The following is a 19,909-nucleotide window of genomic DNA, read 5'->3' on the forward strand; positions in this document are numbered from 1 at the left end:
CTCATCAAAGAAAAGGAGGCGCCGCCTGACGCCCCCTACCATCCCACTCATCCCTTAGCGGTGAATATCAGCCGTTTCACGCAGATGCTGCTGCAGGGCCTGCACCGCCGACTGAGCGCGCAACTGCTCGGCCATGCGAGCCACAAATTCCTCGACCTGCGGGTCGGATTCACCTTCCTGAACCTGGTCCAGTGCAATCAGCACTACGCGGCCGTTCTCGCTCACGTGCCCGAAAACCGGCTGGCCCGCCTGCGGCTGCGGCAGGCGGAAGGCCGCCTGAAGCACCGGCCGCGGGACATCACTCTGCTGGCGCGTGGCACCACTGACCTGCTGCCAGGTCAAATCCAGTGATTCACCAGCGCGCAGCTGCTCGACACGTTCACGTGCCACTTCCAGCAGGGCTTCGTGCTGCTTGCGCCGCGTCACTTCGGCCAGCACGCGGTCGCGCACCTCGTCGAGCGGCTGCACCATGGCTTCACGATGCTCGGCCACACGCAGGACCATGCGACGATCTTCATCCAGCTCGATTACCTCGCTGTTGAAACCCTCGCGAAGGACGTCTTCACTAAACGCTTCACTCATCACGCCTGGCTCGGACAGCACACCCTGGCCGCCCTCACGCGACACCCAGTCACTTTCGCGCAAGGACAAGCCAAGGCTGTCTGCCACACTCTGCAGGTCGTCGGCGGCAAAGCTCTCGTCGATCAAGGCTTGAACGCGCTGATGGAAGGCCGATGTAACTTCGCCAAGGGCGAGATCGCGCTGTAGCTCATCGCGCATCTCCTCGAGCGGTGGCTGATCGAGATCGGTAACCTGGATCAGGTGCAGACCGCCACTGCTCTCGACGATGCCGGATACCTGACCAGGCCTCAGTGAAAAGGCAGCTTCGTCGAAGGCATCCCCGAAGAAGCCACGACTGATCACACCAAGATCCCCGCCCTGCTCGGCAGTGGATGGATCTTCGGAGTACTCCAGCGCCAGGTCGGCAAAGGCGTCGCCCTGCGCCAGGCGCTGGCGAACTTCTTCCAGACGAGCGGCTGCCTGTTCACGATCACGCTCGGCACCAAACCCCACCATGATGTGCGATACACGCCGGTCGGCATCCTGGCCACGCGCCTCCCAGGCCTGGCGGATCGCCTCGTCGCTCACGTCGACCTGCGCCGCCATTTCCTGGCGATCGATGATCACATACACAAGGCGGACCTGCTCGGGGCGCCGGTAGCGTTCGGCATTGGCGTCGTAATAGCGCTGCAGGTCCTCTTCGCTCACGTCCACCGCCAAGGGCAGGTCGTCGGCATGGAGCACATGGTAGCGGAAGCTGCGGGACTGCCCCTGCAGGTTGGCCAGGGTTTCACGCTCACCGGGCAGGGTAAACTCACTGAAGGCCAGCCCCTGCTGCAGCTGCTGTCGCTTGAGATCGACACGCAGCGCTGCCCGGAATGAAGCAGGCGAATAGCCTGCACTGGCAAGGCGGTTTCGGAACAGGTCCGCGTCGAAACGGCCATTCTGGTTGTGGAACTCAGGCAGGGTCACGATCACCTGGTCGAGCTGCTCATCGGAAAGATGCAGGCCACCATCGCTGGCAAAAGAGGCGAGCAGGCGCTCACCAATCATCTCGTCCAGTATCTGTCCGCGCAGCGCACGCTCCTGTTCAGGCGGCACCTGCCCGGAACGGATGGCACGCTGCACTTCCATCTCGAGTTCCTGACGGGTGATGGACTGCCCATTCACCTTGGCGACCTCATCCCCACCGCCACCAAACAGCCCAACCAAGGACTCGACGCCAAACAGGGCCATGGTCACCACGACGGCGCCCACGATGATCTTTGCACCCCAGCTTCTGGAGCGGTCACGTATACTTTGCAGCATGCAGGCCTCTGCTGATGATGGTTGGGTGGCAGACGCGCGACATTATAATGGGGCAGGCACCTTCAGGGCCATGGCCAGCGGGACGCGACGCGACTTACCGACACATCAAAAAAAGAAACGCATCGCCAAAGCGATGCGCCCTGTATAACCGTTGTCGAATCCGGCTCCATGCCAGGCAGCCTTCGTGCAACGTCATTCGCTCAGTTGACAGAGTCCTTGAGCGCCTTGCCGGCCTTGAAGGTGGGCACCTTGGCGGCGCTGATCTGGATCGGCTCGCCGGTCTGCGGGTTACGCCCGGTGCGTGCAGCACGCTCCTTGACGGAGAAGGTACCAAACCCCACCAGAGAGACGGTGTCACCTTTCTTGAGGCTTTCGGTGACGGTGTCCACCATGGCATCAAGTGCACGTGACGCAGCCGCCTTCGGAATATCAGCAGTCGCGGCAATGGCTTCGATCAGCTCGGATTTGTTCACACTTCACCCCTTGACTATTTCAGGAAATGGCTCTAATCGGCATACCTTTTGCCCGGCAACACGATCACAGCATGGCTGCAATTTATAGCAATGCTGCAAAAGATGTGTCAAGCAACTTGCGGCGCCAAACCGCGCCATGCCAGGGTTTTCACCCTGGCATGATGCGAAAAATACCTTTAATGCGTGCTGATCATCGAGGTAGTAGCTGCGGTTTCATCGGCTCGAGACTCATCTCCACCTGTCACCGGCCTTTTGGCCAATGCCGCTTCGAGCACCTCGTCAATCCATCGCACAGGACGAATATCCAGAGCACCCTTGATATTGTCCGGCACCTCCTTGAGATCCCGGCGATTCTCCTCTGGAATTAGCACGACCTTTATACCACCGCGCCGTGCGGCCAGCAATTTCTCCTTCAAGCCTCCTATCGGCATGACCTCGCCACGTAGATTGACCTCACCGGTCATGGCCAGGTCGCAGCGCACAGGGCGTCCGGTATAGGCCGATACCATCGCCGTCACCATAGCGATGCCTGCACTGGGTCCATCCTTCGGCGTCGCGCCCTCGGGAACATGGATATGCAGATCCTCTTTCTCGAACCGCTCCGGGTCGATCCCCAGCGACTCGGCGCGCGCCCTTACCACGGTATGGGCAGCGCTCACGGACTCTTTCATGACATCGCCCAGCGAGCCCGTCTTGTTGATGCGCCCTTTGCCAGGAGTGACCACCGACTCGATGTTGAGCAACTCCCCACCCACCGAGGTCCAGGCCAATCCTGTGACACGCCCAACCTGATCTTCCTTGTCGGCCAGGCCATAGCTGTAGCGACGCACACCAGCATAGGCCTCGATGTCGTCAGCCGCCAGTTGAGCAGGCGCCTGAGCACCCTTGCCTTCCTGCTCCAACCGCTCGCGCAGCACCTTGCGGCACACCTTGGCGATCTGGCGTTCCAGCTCACGCACACCCGCTTCCCGGGTGTAGTAGCGAATCAGCTCCAGCAGCGCCTCTTCTTCGAAATCGAGCTCACCAGCTTCAAAGCCGTTCGCAGCCAGCTGCTTGGGCACCAGGTAGCGACGCGCAATCGCGAGCTTCTCGTCCTCGGTGTACCCGGGTAGACGGATGATCTCCATGCGGTCAAGCAACGGCCCCGGGATGTTCATCGAATTGGCCGTGCAGATGAACATGACCTCCGACAGGTCGTAATCCAGCTCGAGGTAGTGGTCGTTGAACTTGTCGTTCTGCTCGGGATCCAGCACCTCCAGCAATGCCGACGCTGGGTCACCGCGATGGTCCATGCCCAGCTTGTCGATTTCATCGAGCAAGAACAGCGGGTTCTTGACCCCCGCCTTGCTCATGCGCTGAATCAGCTTGCCCGGCAGTGAGCCGATATAGGTGCGGCGATGGCCACGGACCTCTGACTCATCACGCACCCCACCCAAGGCCAGGCGCACATATTTGCGATTCGTGGCGCGCGCTATCGACTGACCGAGCGAGGTCTTGCCGACGCCAGGAGGCCCGACCAGGCAGAGTACCGGCCCCTTGAGCTTCTTGACGCGCTTCTGGACCGCCAAGTACTCAAGGATCCGCTCCTTGACCTCATCGAGACCGTAATGGTCCTCGTCCAATACCTTATGCGCATGAATCAGGTCATGCTTGACGCGGGTACGTTTTTTCCAGGGCACCGAGACCAGCCAGTCGAGGTAGGAGCGCACCACCGTGGCTTCCGCTGAGTTCGGCGACATCATCTTGAGCTTACCCAGCTCCTGGGTGGCCTTGTCGCGGGCTTCCTTTGGCATACCCGAGGCTTCGATGGCCTTTTCGTACTTCTCCGCCTCGTTGGGCATATTCTCCAGCTCACCCATTTCCTTCTGGATGGCCTTCATCTGCTCGTTCAGGTAATACTCGCGCTGGGACTTCTCCATCTGATCCTTGACCCGCGAGCGAATGCGCTTCTCGACCTGCAGCAAGTCGATTTCCGATTCGATCAGGGCCATCAGATGCTCGACCCGATCGCGAACCCGGTCCATTTCCAGCAGCTGCTGCTTGTCGTGGATCTTTAGTGACAGATGGGCGCAGACGGTATCGACGAGACGGCTCGGATCCTCGATGCCGGATAGCGAATTGAGAACCTCGTTGGGCACCTTCTTGGAGAGCTTAACGTACTGCTCGAACTGATTGAGCAGGACGCGTACCAGCGCCTCCTGCTCCCGCTCGCTCAACGGCTCGCTATCTCGCAGAACCGAGATTGCCAGGCTGTAGCCGTCGTCCGTATGGCGAACTTCACGCAGGTCGGCTCGGGATACCCCTTCGATCAATACCTTGACCGTACCATCAGGCAGCTTGAGCAGCTGCATGATCTCCGCCACGGTGCCGATCGTAAAGAGGTCGTCTGCATCGGGATCGTCATGCCCGGCCTCGCGCTGGGCGACCAGCAGTACACGCTTGTCTGCCGCCATAGCGGCATCGAGCGCCTGAATCGACTTCTCCCGGCCGACGAACAGCGGTATGACCATCTGCGGATACACGACCACGTCGCGCAGCGGCAGGAGGGGCAGACTCAAGGTCTGTTCAGCGTTCTGCAACATCGCAGACGTACCTCAACGAATCGAAATGGTTACGGAAGGGAATGGGGGCGAAGGCGCCTGAATGCAAGGATGACACTGCCAGACATGGCAAGGGGCCGCCAGGCGGCCCCTCAGCATTGGCTTTCCATGGCATTGCCTGGGCTCAGCCGTCAGTCCCGTCGACGCGCTGCTCCTGCTGCGAGTAGATCAGCAGCGGTTCGCTTTCGCCGGCAATCACCGACGCATCGATCACGACCTTGGTCACCCCTTCCATGGAAGGAATTTCGTACATGGTATCAAGCAAGACGGATTCCAGGATGGAGCGAAGGCCACGAGCACCCGTCTTGCGCGTCATTGCCTTGGCGGCCACCGCACGCAGCGCGTCCTCACGGAATTCAAGCTCGACGCCCTCCATCTCGAACAGCTTGGCATACTGCTTGACCAGCGAATTCTTGGGCTCCGTCAGGATCTGGATCAGCGCGTCCTCGTTGAGCTCGGTCAGGGTCGCAATGACCGGCAGCCGCCCCACGAATTCCGGGATCAAGCCGAACTTGACCAGGTCTTCAGGTTCGACCTCGGCCAACAGGTCGCCCACGCCCTTGGTCTCATCCTTGCTCTTCACCACAGCGCTGAAGCCGATGCCCCCTTTCTCTGCGCGATCGCGAATGACCTTGTCGAGCCCGGCAAAGGCACCACCCACGATGAACAGGATGTTGCTGGTATCGACCTGCACGAACTCCTGCTGCGGGTGCTTGCGCCCACCTTGGGGAGGCACGGAGGCCGTGGTTCCCTCGATCAGCTTGAGCAGCGCCTGCTGCACGCCTTCACCAGAGACATCTCGTGTGATCGACGGATTGTCCGACTTGCGTGAGATCTTGTCGATCTCGTCGATGTAGACGATGCCGCGCTGGGCCTTCTCGACATCGTAATCGCACTTCTGCAGCAGCTTCTGGATGATGTTCTCAACATCCTCACCCACATAGCCCGCTTCGGTCAGCGTAGTGGCATCGGCGATGGTGAAAGGTACGTTGAGCAGGCGCGCCATGGTTTCTGCCAGCAGCGTCTTGCCACTGCCGGTCGGCCCGATCAGCAGGATGTTCGACTTGCCCAACTCGACGTCGTCGCCCTTCACCCCTGCCCGAAGACGCTTGTAGTGGTTGTAGACCGCCACCGACAGCACCGTCTTGGCTCGGTCTTGGCCAATCACATAGTCATCCAGGGTGCGACGGATCTCACGCGGAACCGGCAGGCGCTCCTCATCGCTCTCGGCGTCGGCATCGAGAACTTCCTCACGAATGATGTCGTTGCAAAGATCGACACATTCGTCGCAGATATAGACGGACGGGCCTGCTATCAGCTTCCTGACTTCGTTCTGGTTCTTGCCACAGAACGAGCAATAAAGCAGCTTGCCGCCTTCGCCCTTGCCTTTGCCGTCGGCCATTCGCGTACCTCTGTCGCTTTGGCGGCCAGGGACCGCCAATGAATCACTTTAAGTAGGGGCGTACTGGATCACGCTATCAGGATACAGGACGCTTATCCAGTACGGCGTCGATCAGACCGTACTCGACCGCCTGGCTGCCGTTCATGAAATTGTCGCGATCGGTATCGCGGGCAATGGTCTCGATATCCTGCCCGGTGTGGTGCGCCAGAATACGATTGAGCTTGTCACGGATACCCAGAATCTCGCGGGTGTGGATCTCGATGTCCGAGGCTTGCCCCTGGTAGCCGCCCAGCGGCTGATGGATCATCATGCGTGAATTGGGCAGGCAGTAGCGCTTGCCCGCTGCGCCACCCGCCAGCAGCAGCGCACCCATGCTGGCAGCCTGACCGATACAAACGGTGGACACGTCGGGCTTGATGAACTGCATGGTGTCGTAGATCGACATCCCCGCCGTGACGGAGCCGCCCGGTGAATTGATGTAAAGGTGGATGTCCTTGTCCGGATTCTCGGACTCGAGGAACAGCAGCTGAGCCACCAGCAGGTTGGCCATGTGGTCTTCCACCGGCCCCACCATGAAGATCACCCGCTCCTTCAGCAGACGGGAGTAGATATCATAGGCCCGCTCTCCGCGCGCGCTCTGCTCCACTACCATCGGCACCAGGCCGCCGGCGTTTTGTGTCTCGAACTCGTTGCTCATCAATGTGATGTCCTTGCATCCGATGAATGGAAGCGGGTGACGCTCCGCCGCGCCCGCAGCTCCTCGCGAGCACGGCGGCAAGGCGTGTCAGCTCTTGGCTTCCTGAGCTTCTTCCGCCTCGGCGTTTTCATCCTGCTCGTCCTGGTCCGCCTGTTGCTGAGCCGCCGCCAGCACCTGCTGGTAGGTCATCTCAACATCCTTGACGCTTGCCTGTGCCAGCAGCTGGTCCACCGCCTTTTCTTCGAGGATAGCCGATTTCACCTGCGTCTTGAGCTGGTTGTTGCTCATGTAGTACTCGACGACCTGCTCGGGCTCCTGGTACTGCTCGGCAAGCTCCTCGACCTTGGCGCGAACATCATCGTCGCTGGCATCGAGGTTGTTGGCCTTGATCACCTCGGCCAGCAGCAGGCCAACCTGAACGCGGCTCTTGGCTTGCTCGGAGAACAGCTCATTGGGCAGCTGGGAAACGTCAAAATCCTCGCCGAGACCGAACTGCTGGGCCGCCTGACGCTTGAGGGCGTCGGTTTCCTGCTGCACCAGAGACTGCGGGACCGGTACGTCATTGGCTTTCTTCAGCGCTTCGAGCACCTGCTGCTTGAGACGGTTGTCTACCGCCTGCTTGGCCTCGCGCGCCATGTTCTTCTTCACTTCGGCACGGAATTTATCGACATCACCGCCTTCCACTCCGAAGCGCTGGATAAATGCCTCATCGAGCTCAGGCAAGGCGCGGCCCTTGACTTCATGCACCTTGACCTGGAAGGTGGCTTCCTGGCCGGCAAGGTGCTGGGCCTGGTAGTCCTCGGGGAAGGTCACCTTGAGCTCGCGCTCCTCACCCGCCTTGGCGCCAACCAGCTGATCCTCGAAGCCGGGAATAAAGTTGCCAGAGCCCAACACCAGGTCGTGCCCTTCAGCACTACCGCCTTCGAAAGGCTCATCGCCAAGGAAACCCTTGAAGTCGATCTTGACTTGATCGCCATCTTCCGCGGCACGCTCGACCACTTCCCAGCTGGCGTTCTGCTTGCGCAGCGTCTCGATCATCTCATCGAGATCGGCGTCAGAGATATCCACCACGGGACGCTCGACTTCGGTACCCTCGATCGAAGCGAGCTCGATCTCCGGATAGACCTCAAGCGAAGCGACGAACTCGAGATCCTTGCCCGACTCATTGACGGTCGGCTCGATGCTGGGGAAGCCGGCAGGATTCAGGTTTTCCTCGCTGATGGCACGCACATAGCGCTCACGCATCAGTTCGCCCACGACTTCATTGCGCACGTCCTGGCCGTAACGCTGGCGCACCACCGTCATGGGCACCCGACCCTTGCGAAAGCCATTCAGGCGAACGTTTTTCGCGGTGTCCTTGAGGCGGGCCTCGACGGCTTCGTCGACCTCTGCAGCCGGCACCTGAAACGTGACGCGGCGTGCAATCTGGGAGGTCGTTTCGACGGAAACTTGCATGAATTGTCCTCTGGGGGCGTTCGGTTGAAAGCGTGTAAGGTCAAAGGAGAGATTTTAAGAATCCCACCCTGCGCTGGCAAGCATTCCCCTGTAGATGGGGGCATTGCGCCGCTTTGCAAGGCGCCTTAGCAATGAGAAAACGGAAATTTAAGGGAAAATGACAGGAAGAAACGAAGCACAGCAAAGCGCACGAACTCGCCATGCCCGCAAACGGAAAGAACCCACCCGGCAGGCCGAGTAGAGTCGTTACGGAATAACGATGGAGAAAAAATATAACCATGAAGGGTGCAATGGGGTGGATGATGGGGATCGAACCCACGACCACCGGAGCCACAATCCGGGGCTCTACCACTGAGCTACATCCACCATTGCAAGTGCCTGCGTCGATGTGGGGTGGATGATGGGGATCGAACCCACGACCACCGGAGCCACAATCCGGGGCTCTACCACTGAGCTACATCCACCATATCGACAACAGCTTCTACCACTACGCCTTTAACAACCACAGCGCTTCTACAACCACAGCCACCAAGAACTGCCCAACGCTTTGGAACACCTGCAGGCATCTCAGCACGCAAGCTGGCACGCCCAGCAGGACTCGAACCTGCAACCTACGGCTTAGAAGGCCGTTGCTCTATCCGGTTGAGCTATGGGCGCATTCTACTTTTTACGCCGCCCAACCGCAACCCGTTTCGCTTTTTTCACCAAGCCAAACAAAAGGTTGTGGTCGGGGTGGAGGGATTCGAACCCCCGACATCCTGCTCCCAAAGCAGGCGCGCTACCAGACTGCGCTACACCCCGCCGACCTTGCGCGGCCTCGATGCGCCTCACTGGCCTCATCGAGCGCTGCGTATTCTACGCAAGATTCAGCGAGGGTCAATAGCTGCCTGACTCCACGAGGCTTTTGCGCTTTGCCTTGCGACCCCAACATGCGAAAATTGGAGGCTCGATGTCGCCAACCGGCCATCCGGCCACTCAGCATTCATCCACGGGGGAGAGACGATGACCGCCCAACTCATCGACGGCAAGGGCATTGCCGCTCAGGTCCGACAGCAGGTCGCACGCCAGATCGAGGCGCGCCGGGCCGAGGGCAAGCGCATACCTGGCCTGGCCGTCGTCATTGTGGGCGAGGACCCCGCCTCCCATGTCTACGTCAGCAACAAGCATCGCGCCTGCGAGCAGGCAGGCATCCTCTCCTTCCGCCATGAGCTACCCAGCGACACCTCCCAGCAGGCGCTTGAGTCCCTGATCGACACACTTAACGCTGACTCGCGCATCGACGGCATCCTGCTGCAACTGCCGCTTCCTGCCCACCTAGATGCTCGTCCTCTTCTCGAACGCATCGTGCCACACAAGGACGTAGACGGATTCCACCCCTACAACCTGGGGCGCCTGGCTCAGCGCCTGCCGGTGCTGCGCCCCTGCACGCCCAAGGGCATTATGACCCTACTGCAGGCTAGTGATCTCAAGGTTCGCGGCCTGGATGCCACAGTGGTAGGCGCCTCGAACATCGTTGGGCGCCCCATGGCACTCGAACTGATGCTGGCTGGCTGCACGACTACCGTCTGCCACCGCTTCACACGCAACCTCGAGGAGCACGTGCGCCGCGCCGAACTATTGGTGGTTGCGGTCGGCAAGCCTGGCCTGGTGAAGGGAGAGTGGGTGCGCGAGGGCGCGATCGTCATCGACGTCGGCATCAATCGCGAAGAGGATGGCCGCCTGGTGGGCGACGTGGAGTTCTCGCCAGCGGCCGAACGTGCCGCCTGGATCACCCCGGTACCGGGAGGCGTGGGCCCGATGACGGTAGCGTCGCTGCTAGAAAATACGCTCTTCGCCGCGGAGCGCCATGATGCCATGCAGCAGGGCAACACGCCCATTTGACCCCCACCCTGACACAGCCGGCCGGACCCGCTAGAATTCGTGCCTCTTGTTGAAGGCTCGCCCAGCCAACCGCCCAGCCTCATTGATGAAAGCCCAGCGCGGCGTCGGCAGCCCATTGGAGAAATCTAGACAGATGAAACGCATTGGCATCATTGGCGCCATGGCCCAGGAGGTGGAGCATCTCGCTTCTCTGCTGGAAGAACGCCGCACCCGTACCCATGTCGGCTGCACCTTCCACCATGGGCGGCTACACGGCGTGGATGTCATTATCCTGCAGTCCGGAATCGGCAAGGTTAACGCTGCCATCGGCACCACGCTGCTACTGGACGTCTATCAGCCCGAAGCCATCATCAATACCGGCTCTGCCGGCGGCTTCGGTGAAGATCTTGCCATTGGCGACGTGGTGATCTCCAGCGAGGTTCGCCATCACGACGTCGATGCCGTTGCCTTCGGCTATGAGCATGGCCAGGTGCCCAACATGCCTGCGGCCTACCTGCCCGACCCGCGACTCGTCACCGTAGCGCGTGAAAGCGTCGAGGCACTTGGTGAAGTCAAGGTGGTCGAAGGCCTGATCGCGACCGGGGATGTGTTCATGGCTTGCCCGGAACTCGTTGCCAAGACACGCAGCCGCTTCCCGACCATGTTGGCAGCGGAGATGGAAGCCGCGGCGATCGCCCAGACATGCCATCTCTATGGCTGTCCATTCGTGATTATCCGCGCCCTTTCCGATATCCCAGGGGGTGGCGACAACCATCTGACCTTCGAGCAATTCCTGGAAACGGCGGCCGCTCACTCGGCGCGCATGGTCGAAACCATGGTTACCCGCCTGGGACAGCCGGAATGGCATAGCGCTCCCCAGCCCGAAGTCATCGCCGACTAAACTCCGCCTGATGCAACGGCCGCCGTCAGGCGGCCGTTGGCACACCTACCCGCCAGGATCAACCGCGCAGGCGCCAGCCCAGCGTCTCGCCTGCCTGCAGCGGCACGATCACCTGTCCATCCGCATAAGGCAACGACTCCGGCATCTGCCACGCCTCGCGCACCAGGGTGATGCGATCCCGATTGCGCGGCAGACCGTAGAAGTCCGGGCCGTAATGGCTCGCAAAGCCCTCCAGCTTGTCCAGCGCCCCTGCCTGTTCGAACGCCGTGGCATAAAACTCGATGGCTGCCGGAGCCGTGTAGGCGCCGGCGCAGCCGCAGGCAGACTCCTTGTCTCCCTTGGCATGCGGTGCACTGTCGGTGCCGAGGAAGAACTTGCCGCTGCCCGAGGTAGCCGCTGCCAGCAACGCCTCGCGATGCCGCTCGCGCTTGAGAATCGGCAGGCAATAGTAGTGAGGCCGAATCCCGCCCGCGAGCATGTGGTTACGGTTGAATAGCAGGTGATGCGCGGTAATGGTGGCCGCCACGTTGGCCGGCGCCTCGGCAACGAAGGTGGCCGCTTCAGTGGTGGTGATATGCTCGAACACCACCTTGAGGTCTGGATGCCGCTCGAGCAGAGGTTTCATGATGCGCTCGATAAAGACCGCTTCCCGGTCGAAGATATCGATATGGGCATCGGTGACCTCGCCATGTACCAACAGCGGCATACCCAGGCGAGCCATGGCGGCGATGGCTCCATCGCATTGGGCAAGGTCGGTAACGCCAGAGTCTGAGTTGGTCGTGGCCCCAGCCGGGTAGAGTTTGACGGCATGCACATACCCACTGGCAACCGCTCGCTCAATCTCGTCGGCCGGCGTGCGATCGGTCAGGTAGAGCGTCATCAGCGGCTCGAACGCAGACCCCACCGGGCGCGCGGCCAGGATTCGCTCGCGGTAGGCCAGCGCCTGCTCGGTCGAGGTAACAGGTGGACGCAGGTTCGGCATGATGATAGCGCGCCCCATCTGCCGTGCGGTGGCAGGTACCACCGCCTGCAAGGCTTCTCCGTCGCGCAGGTGAAGATGCCAGTCATCGGGGCGGGTCAGGGTGATTTCGTTCACGGCGTATCCTGTCGTTCAGCATGAAGGGGACGAAGGCGCAGTATACCGGATGCCCGCACCTTGACCCGCGCCAACGGCAGCATTGCCGGAAGATTTCCCGTATCATCGGGTCCGTTTCAACCGTACGAGAGAAACCTATGCCCAGGGTCCGCCACTATGCAGATATCGTCGCCGTTCTGGCCGGCCTGCTCTGGATCCTGCTGTTCTGGTCGATCAGCGTCTCGGCGCGCCTGGACAGCATCGAGCCCACCCTGGCGGCACTGCTCGCCCTGGGCACCATGGTCATGGTGAGCTTTGCCCACCGCCCCTTTCGTGTCCTGTTGAGCCGCTTTCACGTACGCAAACGCCGCACGGAAATGTGGATGCACATCCTCGCCCTGCCTATTACCCTGGCACTGCTCATCGGGATTGTGATCGAGACGCTGCTGACCCCGCTGAACGGCGAGCAGAAGATGCTGCTGTTCAATGTGCTGGCCACCGCAGGATGGATCGTCTATGTGATGACACTGGTGATCAAGTTCATTCACCACCAGCTGCGCCGGCGGAGCTGATCCACCGGCGCATGCGCACGCTCAGCAATCAGAAACGGTCCGCACGGAAGGGCTGCATATCGACCGCGGTGGGTTCGCCTTCCAACATTTCGGCCACCAGGCGACCGGTCACGGGCCCCAGCGTAAACCCCTGATGCGCATGACCGAAGGCCAGCCAGAGCCCTGGGTGACGCGGGGCCGGCCCGATAACCGGTTTCATGTCGGGCAGGCAGGGGCGCGCGCCCTTCCAGGGTGTCTCTTCGAGGCGCTCGCCAAGGGCAGGATAAAGCGCTCTGGCGACACGCTCGGCCGCCGCCAACTGGCCATAGGCGGGCGGTGCATCCAGCGCCGCCAGCTCGGCGCCGGTGGTTAGGCGAATACCCGCCCGCATGGGAGCCAGGATATAGCCCACCTCGGCATCGAGCAGCCAATGTTGAAGGTGGCGTTCCGGTGCGGCGCCATAGTGCATATGGTAGCCGCGCTTGACGAAGGTAGGCAGACGATACCCGAGCGACTCGAGCCAGCCCCCCGACCATGGGCCCAGCGCCACTACCACATCCTGCGCCTCATGAGCCCCGCTTTCGCACAGAACTCGCCAGCCCTGGCCGTTGCGCTCGACACCTTTCACCTCGGACTGCACGAAGCGCCCCCCCTCGGCCTCGAACTGCCTGGCATAGGCGGCCACGAGAGCGCCTGGGTCGGACACGCTCCAGGCATTGGTCCAGTGGATGGCGCCGATCGCGGCCTGGCCGAGCTGAGGCTCACGCTGATGCAGCTCGGCCGCATTCAAGGCCTCATAGGTAACGCCGAAACGCTCGGCGGCTTCTTGTGCCTCGCGCAGGCGCTCATCCAGCTCGCCACGGGTACGATAGATTTCAAGCCAGCCATCGTCGCGCACCAGATCGCCGGCACCGGCCGCCTCGATCATGGGGGCATGCTCCTGGGTGGAGAGGGCGATGAGCGAGGCGTACTCAGGGATGATGCGAGCATGCTCTCGCGGTGCGGAATGGCGCCAATAATCGAACAGCGGGCCTGCGTAGCGCAGCATTCCGGAAAGTTGGTAGCGAATATCGACACGTCGATTGGGCAGCGACGAGAGCAGCTTGCCGAGTTTACGAGGAAAGGGATAGGGCCGTACCGCTTCGCGCTGGATGAGACCCCCATTGCCATAGGAAGTCTCCTGGCCAGGCGGGCGGCGATCCATCAACTGCACCGCATGGCCGCGGCGGGCCAGATGCCAGGCAATGGAAACGCCGACCATGCCGGCTCCCAGGACGATGGTTTCGCGGGACATGCCACTCCTCCAGTTGCACCGCGCTTCGGCCCCGTGCCGAAAGCAGGCGCCTAGTCTATCAGCGCTCTCCGCTCGGCGCTGATAGTTTCCCCTACCGGAAGGAGGCCGCTGCTAGTTACTGCGACGCCTGGCCCGGCGACCCGCCCAACTGCTCCTGCACCTGCAGCTTGGTGCGAATGAAGTCGGAGTGGCTGACATGCAGCAGATCGGCCAGGCGTCGGATCCGGTGCTCTTCAAGCGAGTTATGGCCGCTATCGGCATTGGCGAGCTGCCACATCATCCTGACCAGCTCACAGCGCTGGTTATAGGCGTAGTGCTGCTTGATGAGGCTGACGAACTGGTAATGATCGACGGAAGTCTCCACCTCCTCCCTGGCCATCTCCATCAGCGCATCCACATCCTCCTCGCCGAGAGAAAAGTAGCGCTGCAGCAGCTTTCGCAGAGCAGCGATCTGAATGTCATCGGTATGATAATCGGCGCGCATCACTTCGCACAGCAAGGCGGCCGTGGCCAGCTCGAGCGTCGGCGCCGGGTCAGACGACGCCTCCGGTTCTGCCAGGACCTGCTGGAAGAAGCGCTGGATACTATCAAGCATAGCAAGCTCCCTACGGTTTCTTGGCTTGAGACCCACGACGCTCCGCAGCGTTCCGGGCCATAGCGTTGCGCCAATCGCTTTGGCCAAAAGAGATGACTGCGCAGGGCAACAAGGCATCGCGAAGCATGACGTACTGCAAGAGGTCTGCAATCACTCGTGGAAATCGTATACTTGCTAATGACCTGATACTGCCTTAGCCGCCTCCAGATGGCGTGCCGGCATGATACCGCCTGAGAAGGACACCCCATGCAAGTATCCCTAGAGGCGCTGGCCACCATCGTTGGTCGCGGCAATGTGATCAGCGGCGCAGATGTCGCCCAGCGGCGAGTGGACTGGATGACTGGCGCACCCTGCCGGGCCGGCGCGATCGTAAGACCTGCCGATACCCAGGAGCTGGCCTCCATCATGCGGCTTTGCCATGCTCACGCCCAGCCAGTGGTTACCCACGGTGGGCTTACCGGCCTGGTGCATGGCGGCGAGGTAGGACCCGATGAACTGGCCATCTCGCTGGAGCGCATGACAGCCATCGAAGCCATAGATCCTGTGGGCGCCACCATGACGGTACAGGCCGGAATCCCCCTGCAACGTGTGCAGGAAGCGGCCGAGGCCGAGGGGTTTGTGTTTCCGTTGGATCTCGGCGCGCGCGGCTCCTGCACCATCGGCGGCAATATCGCTACCAACGCGGGCGGTGTCAGAGTGATTCGTTACGGCATGATGCGCCAGCAAGTGCTGGGGCTCGAGGTGGTGCTGGCCGATGGCAGCGTGGTGAGTTCGATGAACCACATGCTCAAGAACAATGCCGGCTACGATCTCAAGCAGCTCTTCATCGGCAGTGAGGGCACCTTGGGCATCGTCAGTCGTGCCGTGCTGCGCCTGCAGCCCCGAATGGCCAGCGAGCGTACTGCGCTGGTAGCCTGCCCCGATTTTGAAGGTGTCACCGGGCTTCTTCGTCACATGGGGCGGGAACTCGGCGGCAGCCTGGGCACCTTCGAGGTGATGTGGCGCAATCACTACGCGCTGCTGACCGAAGAGAGCGGCCGCAACACCCCACCACTGCCTGCCAACTGGCCCTACTACGCCATCATCGAGTCGCTTGGCGGCGACGATGAAGAGAACGCCGCCCGCTTTGGCGCCGCGCTGGAGTCGGCGCTGGAGGCGGGCCTGATCGAGGATGCGGTGCTCGCCCAGTCCGACACCCAGCGCCAGGGCATCTGGGCGATCCGCGAGGACATCGAAGGGTTGATCCAGCAACTCCAGCCGATGTTCACCTTCGACGTCAGCCTGCCCATCTCCGATATGCAGCGCTACGTGGCCGCACTGGAAGAGGGGCTAGCCGCCCAGTGGCCCCATGGCCGGCTGGTAGTATTCGGCCACTTGGGTGACGGCAACCTGCATGTTTCGGTCAGTATCGGCAGCGGCGAGCCCGCAGCCCGTCGTGCGGTAGAACAGTTGGTCTATGCACCACTGGGCGAGTTAGGCGGTTCGGTATCCGCCGAGCACGGTATCGGCCTGGAAAAGCGCGATTACTTGCAGCTGTCGCGCAGCGCCGAGGAGCTCGCCCTGATGCGTACGCTCAAGCACGCCCTCGATCCGCTCGGCTTGCTCAACCGAGACAAGGTTTTCGCATTGCAGAACTGAACAGGCCAGGCGCCAAGACCTCGCACCAGCACAGCCGCACGACTGCCCCCGGCAAGAGGCTTGACATAGAATCAGGGGCCGATGCCAGGTATCCAGGAGAACTCGATGATCCGCATCCGCCCCTATCAGCCAGGCGACTGGCCCGCCATGTGGGATTTCATCGCCCCGGTGCTGCACGCCGGCGACACCTACGCCGTGCCGCACCAGATCGGTGAAACCGATGCCTTCCGCATGTGGGTGGAGCTGCCCCGGGCCGTGCGAGTGGCCGTAGACTCGGCCGGCAACCTGATTGGCACCTACTATCTCAAGCCCAACCAGCCCGGGCCTGGCGACCACGTCTGCAACTGCGGCTACCTGGTGGCCGAAAAGGCGCGCGGCCAGGGCATCGCCGGCAAGCTGTGCGAAGACTCCCTGCGCCTGGCCCGCGAGCTGGGATTCACCGCCATGCAGTTCAACATGGTGGTCTCCACCAACACGGTAGCGATCCGGCAGTGGCAGAAGTACGGCTTCGAGATCGTCGGCACCCTTCCCTGCGCCTTCCGCCACCCACAGCAGGGGTTGGTCGATGGGCATGTCATGTACCGCCTGCTTTAGCCTTGGTCGAGTCCTGTTCACACCTTCTGAGCAAGGCGATTGACCCTGCCGGGTCGGCTGGGGCATGCTCCACAACGGTTTGACCCAAAAAGGAAATTAGAAAAATGAAATCCTTCTCACGTTGCACGCTGGCACTTGGCGTCTCTTTCGCCTTCATCGCTACCGCCCAGGCGTCGGACTTCGCTGACATGGACCCGGTCACCCTGCGCCTGGCCCATGTGGTAAACGAACAGGACGGCTTCCATATCGCCGCGGTGAAGTTCCAGGAACTGGTCGCCGAGCGCACCGAAGGCGCGGTTTCGGTCGATATCTATCCCAATGCCTCGCTGGGTGACGAGCGCACCCTGCTCGAAGGCATGCAGATCGGCACCGTGGACATGGGCGTGATCACCAACGGGCCGGTCGCCAACTTTGTCGAAGAGATGGCGGTGTTCGAACTGCCGTTCCTGTTCCCCTCGCCGGAATCCGCCTATGCCGTGCTCGACAGCGACATCGGCCAGGAGCTACTCGACAAGCTCGCAGATGTCAATCTCAAGGGCTTGGCCTATGCCGAGCGCGGGTTTCGCAACCTGACTAACAGCGAGCGGCCCGTGCGTACGCCGGATGACCTCGACGGGCTGCGTATTCGCGTGATGGAAAACCCGGTCTATACCGACACCTTCCGTACCCTGGGCGCCAATGCCATCCCGATGGCCTGGACCGAAGCGTTGACCGCCATGCAGCAGGGCACCATCGACGGCCAGGAAAACCCGGTGAACGTCATCCATTCGTTCAAGCTCCACGAGACCCAGAGCCACATGACCCTGTCGCGGCACACCTATGCCCCGGCCCTCTTTGTCATGGGCATGCCGGCCTGGAACCGCCTTCCTGAAGCCGCTCAGGACGTACTGACACAGGCTGCGCAGGAAGCCGCGGAGCACGAGCGCCGGGTCAATGCCGAGATGGAAGCCAGCCAGCTCGAGGCGCTGCGTGCCGCCGGCATGGAGATCGTCGACGACCCGGACCTGGAGGCCTTCCAGGCGGCGGTGGCTCCGGTGTACGAGAAGTACGGCGCCCGCTTTGGCGACTACCTGACTCGTATCCAGGAGGCGCTGCAATAAGTGAGCGCTCTGCTGCACGCCCTCACCGGGCTCCTGCAGCGCATCGAACGCGCTCTCGACGCCGTCATCCAGCCCATCGTGTTTATGGGCATGGCGGCGTTGATCGGCGTGATCACGCTGCAGATCGTCTCGCGAGTCTTCTTCACCGCGGTGGGCTGGACCGAGGAAGTGGCGCGGTTCCTGCTGATCTGGGTCACTTTCCTAGGAGCGACTCTAGCCTTCCAGCGTGGGCGCCATATCGCAGTGACCTTCATCGTCGACGCCCTGCCCGCCCGCCTGGCGCAGCTGGCGCGTATTGCCGCGGTGCTGGTGGCGCTGGGCTTCATGATCGCGTTGATCGTCATCGGCTATCGCTACATGCAGGTGCAGAGCTTTCAGCGCTCCGCCTCGCTGCGGCTGTCGATGACCTATGTCTACGCCGTGATCCACATTTCGGCCGCCATCATGGCCTGGTACGCGCTGGTCGACGCGATCGAGCTCGTGGTGAAGGGCCCGCAGGCTGCCGACACCGGCAGCAGCACGGCCGAGGAGCCACCGCCATGACCGGCCTGCTGTTCCTGCTGTTCTTCGCCTTCATGCTGCTAGGTGTGCCGGTCGCCCTGGCCATTGGCGCAAGCACACTGCTGGCACTCAACGCCCAAGGCGTGCCGTTGATGGTCGTTACCCAGCAGATGTTTCAAGGGATCAACTCCTTTGCACTGGTCGCCGTTCCAATGTTCATTCTTGCTGGCGACCTGATGGCCCAGGGCAAGGTAAGTGAAAAGCTGGTCGACTTCGCCGATGCCCTGTTCGGCTTTTTGAAAGGCGGGCTTTCCATTGTCTCGGTCGGGGCCGGCATGTTTTTTGCGGCCATCTCGGGTTCGGGTGCCGCCACCACCGCTGCGGTGGGGTCCAGCCTGGTGCCAGAACTCAAGCGAAAGGGCTACGATCCAGCGTCGGCAGCCAGCCTGATCGCTGCCAGTGGCACTATCGGCGTGGTCATTCCTCCTTCCGTACCGATGATTATTTACGCGGTGGTTGCCCAGCAATCGGTATCGAAGCTGTTCCTGAACGGCATCCTGCCTGGGGTTCTGATGGGCATTGGGCTTGGCACCATCGCCATTATCCAGGCCTACCGGCGCAATTACCCGCGGGGAACGACACTATCCCTGGCCACGATATGGCGTACCTTCAAGAGCGCCTGCTGGGGCTTGATGACGCCGGTTATCATCCTCGGCGGCATTTTTTCCGGGATCTTCACGCCGAGCGAGGCCGCCGTGGTGGCCGTCAACTATGCTCTTCTGGTATCGCTGTTCGTCTATCGCGACCTCACCTTCAGCGAGGTCTATCGCATACTGATCCGCTCGGCGATCACGACATCGGTCATCATGCTTGTCATCGCCACCTCTGCCGTGTTGAGCTGGACCCTCTCGAGCTGGCAGGTACCGGGTGCCATCGCCCAGGCAGTGCTTTCGCTGTCTACCAACCCTTACGTGATCATGCTGCTTATCGTCGCGGTGATCCTGCTCACCGGCGTGTTCATCGAAACCGCCAGTGCCTTGATCATCCTGACCCCTGTCCTGCTGCCACTGGTGTTGCAGCTGGGCATCGATCCGATTCATTTCGGCATCATTATTGTGATGGGACTAGCGATCGGCATGATCACCCCGCCGGTGGCGATCAATCTCTATGTGGCATCCTCGGTAACCCAACTGCCACTGGAGCGCATCACGCGCGCCATAGTTCCGTACTTGCTGGGGCTGATCGGCGTGCTGCTGCTGGTAGTTTACGTGCCGATTCTGCTCGGCCTGTCAGGGCATTAAGTC

Annotated in this window: 17 protein-coding genes and 4 tRNA genes; 8 read left to right on the forward strand and 13 right to left on the reverse strand. The window is 61.5% G+C overall.

The window, feature by feature from the left end; translation table 11 throughout:
* Positions 1-54 precede the first annotated feature (54 nt).
* From ACT7B3_RS09530 to ACT7B3_RS09575, 10 genes are all read right to left on the reverse strand, one after another.
* The gene (locus tag ACT7B3_RS09530; protein WP_445157762.1) at positions 55-1,869 is read right to left on the reverse strand and encodes a SurA N-terminal domain-containing protein; all 1,815 of its coding nucleotides are present in this window, start codon (positions 1,867-1,869) and stop codon (positions 55-57) included.
* 200 nt (positions 1,870-2,069) lie between these two features.
* On the reverse strand, positions 2,070-2,342 hold the full coding sequence (locus tag ACT7B3_RS09535) for an HU family DNA-binding protein (RefSeq protein WP_444677643.1): 273 nt from the start codon (positions 2,340-2,342) through the stop codon (positions 2,070-2,072).
* Between the two features lie 176 nt (positions 2,343-2,518).
* Positions 2,519-4,924: an endopeptidase La gene (gene lon, locus ACT7B3_RS09540; protein WP_445157763.1), complete on the reverse strand. Its 2,406-nt coding sequence runs from the start codon at positions 4,922-4,924 to the stop codon at positions 2,519-2,521.
* A gap of 142 nt (positions 4,925-5,066) precedes the next feature.
* Entirely contained in the window at positions 5,067-6,344 is a 1,278-nt protein-coding gene (gene clpX, locus ACT7B3_RS09545; protein WP_444677642.1) for an ATP-dependent Clp protease ATP-binding subunit ClpX, read from the reverse strand.
* Between the two features lie 76 nt (positions 6,345-6,420).
* Positions 6,421-7,041 carry an ATP-dependent Clp endopeptidase proteolytic subunit ClpP gene (gene clpP / locus ACT7B3_RS09550; protein WP_444677641.1) on the reverse strand — a complete coding sequence of 207 codons (621 nt, stop codon included), beginning with the start codon at positions 7,039-7,041 and terminating at the stop codon, positions 6,421-6,423.
* Between the two features lie 87 nt (positions 7,042-7,128).
* Positions 7,129-8,496 carry a trigger factor gene (gene tig, locus ACT7B3_RS09555; RefSeq protein WP_444677640.1) on the reverse strand — a complete coding sequence of 456 codons (1,368 nt, stop codon included), beginning with the start codon at positions 8,494-8,496 and terminating at the stop codon, positions 7,129-7,131.
* A 291-nt stretch (positions 8,497-8,787) separates the two neighbouring features.
* Positions 8,788-8,862, reverse strand: a tRNA-His gene (locus tag ACT7B3_RS09560).
* 23 nt (positions 8,863-8,885) lie between these two features.
* A tRNA-His gene (locus ACT7B3_RS09565) sits at positions 8,886-8,960 on the reverse strand.
* Between the two features lie 116 nt (positions 8,961-9,076).
* Positions 9,077-9,153 (reverse strand) — tRNA-Arg (locus ACT7B3_RS09570).
* 67 nt (positions 9,154-9,220) lie between these two features.
* Positions 9,221-9,297 (reverse strand) — tRNA-Pro (locus ACT7B3_RS09575).
* A 201-nt stretch (positions 9,298-9,498) separates the two neighbouring features.
* On the opposite strand from ACT7B3_RS09575, the gene folD reads away from it, so the two are divergent.
* Positions 9,499-10,377 (forward strand): bifunctional methylenetetrahydrofolate dehydrogenase/methenyltetrahydrofolate cyclohydrolase FolD, encoded by an 879-nt coding sequence (gene folD / locus ACT7B3_RS09580; protein WP_444677639.1) that lies wholly within the window; start codon positions 9,499-9,501, stop codon positions 10,375-10,377.
* A gap of 133 nt (positions 10,378-10,510) precedes the next feature.
* The gene (gene mtnN / locus ACT7B3_RS09585) at positions 10,511-11,257 is read left to right on the forward strand and encodes a 5'-methylthioadenosine/S-adenosylhomocysteine nucleosidase (RefSeq protein ID WP_445157764.1); all 747 of its coding nucleotides are present in this window, start codon (positions 10,511-10,513) and stop codon (positions 11,255-11,257) included.
* Positions 11,258-11,315: 58 nt separating this feature from the next.
* Here mtnN and pyrC read toward each other — a convergent pair whose 3' ends face one another.
* The gene (pyrC, locus tag ACT7B3_RS09590) at positions 11,316-12,353 is read right to left on the reverse strand and encodes a dihydroorotase (protein ID WP_445157765.1); all 1,038 of its coding nucleotides are present in this window, start codon (positions 12,351-12,353) and stop codon (positions 11,316-11,318) included.
* Positions 12,354-12,490: 137 nt separating this feature from the next.
* Here pyrC and ACT7B3_RS09595 point away from each other — a divergent pair, with 137 nt between their 5' ends.
* Complete coding sequence (locus ACT7B3_RS09595; protein WP_444677637.1) at positions 12,491-12,904, forward strand: hypothetical protein; 414 nt, start codon at positions 12,491-12,493, stop codon at positions 12,902-12,904.
* Between the two features lie 28 nt (positions 12,905-12,932).
* On the opposite strand, the gene ACT7B3_RS09600 is transcribed toward ACT7B3_RS09595, so the two are convergent.
* A complete protein-coding gene (locus ACT7B3_RS09600) occupies positions 12,933-14,177 on the reverse strand; it encodes an NAD(P)/FAD-dependent oxidoreductase (protein ID WP_445157766.1) in 1,245 nt (414 codons plus the stop codon).
* Between the two features lie 115 nt (positions 14,178-14,292).
* Entirely contained in the window at positions 14,293-14,772 is a 480-nt protein-coding gene (locus tag ACT7B3_RS09605) for a tellurite resistance TerB family protein (RefSeq protein WP_445157767.1), read from the reverse strand.
* 246 nt (positions 14,773-15,018) lie between these two features.
* Here ACT7B3_RS09605 and ACT7B3_RS09610 point away from each other — a divergent pair, with 246 nt between their 5' ends.
* From ACT7B3_RS09610 to ACT7B3_RS09630, 5 genes are all read left to right on the forward strand, one after another.
* Positions 15,019-16,410: an FAD-binding oxidoreductase gene (locus ACT7B3_RS09610; protein WP_444677634.1), complete on the forward strand. Its 1,392-nt coding sequence runs from the start codon at positions 15,019-15,021 to the stop codon at positions 16,408-16,410.
* Between the two features lie 105 nt (positions 16,411-16,515).
* Complete coding sequence (locus ACT7B3_RS09615; RefSeq protein WP_444677633.1) at positions 16,516-17,004, forward strand: GNAT family N-acetyltransferase; 489 nt, start codon at positions 16,516-16,518, stop codon at positions 17,002-17,004.
* Between the two features lie 104 nt (positions 17,005-17,108).
* Complete coding sequence (locus tag ACT7B3_RS09620; protein WP_445157768.1) at positions 17,109-18,104, forward strand: TRAP transporter substrate-binding protein; 996 nt, start codon at positions 17,109-17,111, stop codon at positions 18,102-18,104.
* Entirely contained in the window at positions 18,105-18,647 is a 543-nt protein-coding gene (locus ACT7B3_RS09625) for a TRAP transporter small permease (RefSeq protein ID WP_445157769.1), read from the forward strand.
* The gene (locus tag ACT7B3_RS09630) at positions 18,644-19,906 is read left to right on the forward strand and encodes a TRAP transporter large permease (RefSeq protein ID WP_445157770.1); all 1,263 of its coding nucleotides are present in this window, start codon (positions 18,644-18,646) and stop codon (positions 19,904-19,906) included. The genes ACT7B3_RS09625 and ACT7B3_RS09630 overlap by 4 nt, the downstream gene beginning before the upstream one ends.
* The last annotated feature ends 3 nt before the right edge of the window (positions 19,907-19,909 follow it).

Source organism: Halomonas sp. E14 (assembly GCF_052568415.1).

Bases quoted from the DNA above. Each gene is read 5' to 3' on its own strand.
- ACT7B3_RS09530 (WP_445157762.1), bottom strand. From the start codon at position 1,869: ATGCTGCAAAGTATACGTGACCGCTCCAGAAGCTGGGGTGCAAAGATC.
- lon (WP_445157763.1), bottom strand. From the start codon at position 4,924: ATGTTGCAGAACGCTGAACAGACCTTGAGTCTGCCCCTCCTGCCGCTG.
- clpX (WP_444677642.1), bottom strand. From the start codon at position 6,344: ATGGCCGACGGCAAAGGCAAGGGCGAAGGCGGCAAGCTGCTTTATTGC.
- clpP (WP_444677641.1), bottom strand. From the start codon at position 7,041: ATGAGCAACGAGTTCGAGACACAAAACGCCGGCGGCCTGGTGCCGATG.
- tig (WP_444677640.1), bottom strand. From the start codon at position 8,496: ATGCAAGTTTCCGTCGAAACGACCTCCCAGATTGCACGCCGCGTCACG.
- folD (WP_444677639.1), top strand. From the start codon at position 9,499: ATGACCGCCCAACTCATCGACGGCAAGGGCATTGCCGCTCAGGTCCGA.
- mtnN (WP_445157764.1), top strand. From the start codon at position 10,511: ATGAAACGCATTGGCATCATTGGCGCCATGGCCCAGGAGGTGGAGCAT.
- ACT7B3_RS09595 (WP_444677637.1), top strand. From the start codon at position 12,491: ATGCCCAGGGTCCGCCACTATGCAGATATCGTCGCCGTTCTGGCCGGC.
- ACT7B3_RS09600 (WP_445157766.1), bottom strand. From the start codon at position 14,177: ATGTCCCGCGAAACCATCGTCCTGGGAGCCGGCATGGTCGGCGTTTCC.
- ACT7B3_RS09605 (WP_445157767.1), bottom strand. From the start codon at position 14,772: ATGCTTGATAGTATCCAGCGCTTCTTCCAGCAGGTCCTGGCAGAACCG.
- ACT7B3_RS09610 (WP_444677634.1), top strand. From the start codon at position 15,019: ATGCAAGTATCCCTAGAGGCGCTGGCCACCATCGTTGGTCGCGGCAAT.
- ACT7B3_RS09615 (WP_444677633.1), top strand. From the start codon at position 16,516: ATGATCCGCATCCGCCCCTATCAGCCAGGCGACTGGCCCGCCATGTGG.
- ACT7B3_RS09620 (WP_445157768.1), top strand. From the start codon at position 17,109: ATGAAATCCTTCTCACGTTGCACGCTGGCACTTGGCGTCTCTTTCGCC.
- ACT7B3_RS09630 (WP_445157770.1), top strand. From the start codon at position 18,644: ATGACCGGCCTGCTGTTCCTGCTGTTCTTCGCCTTCATGCTGCTAGGT.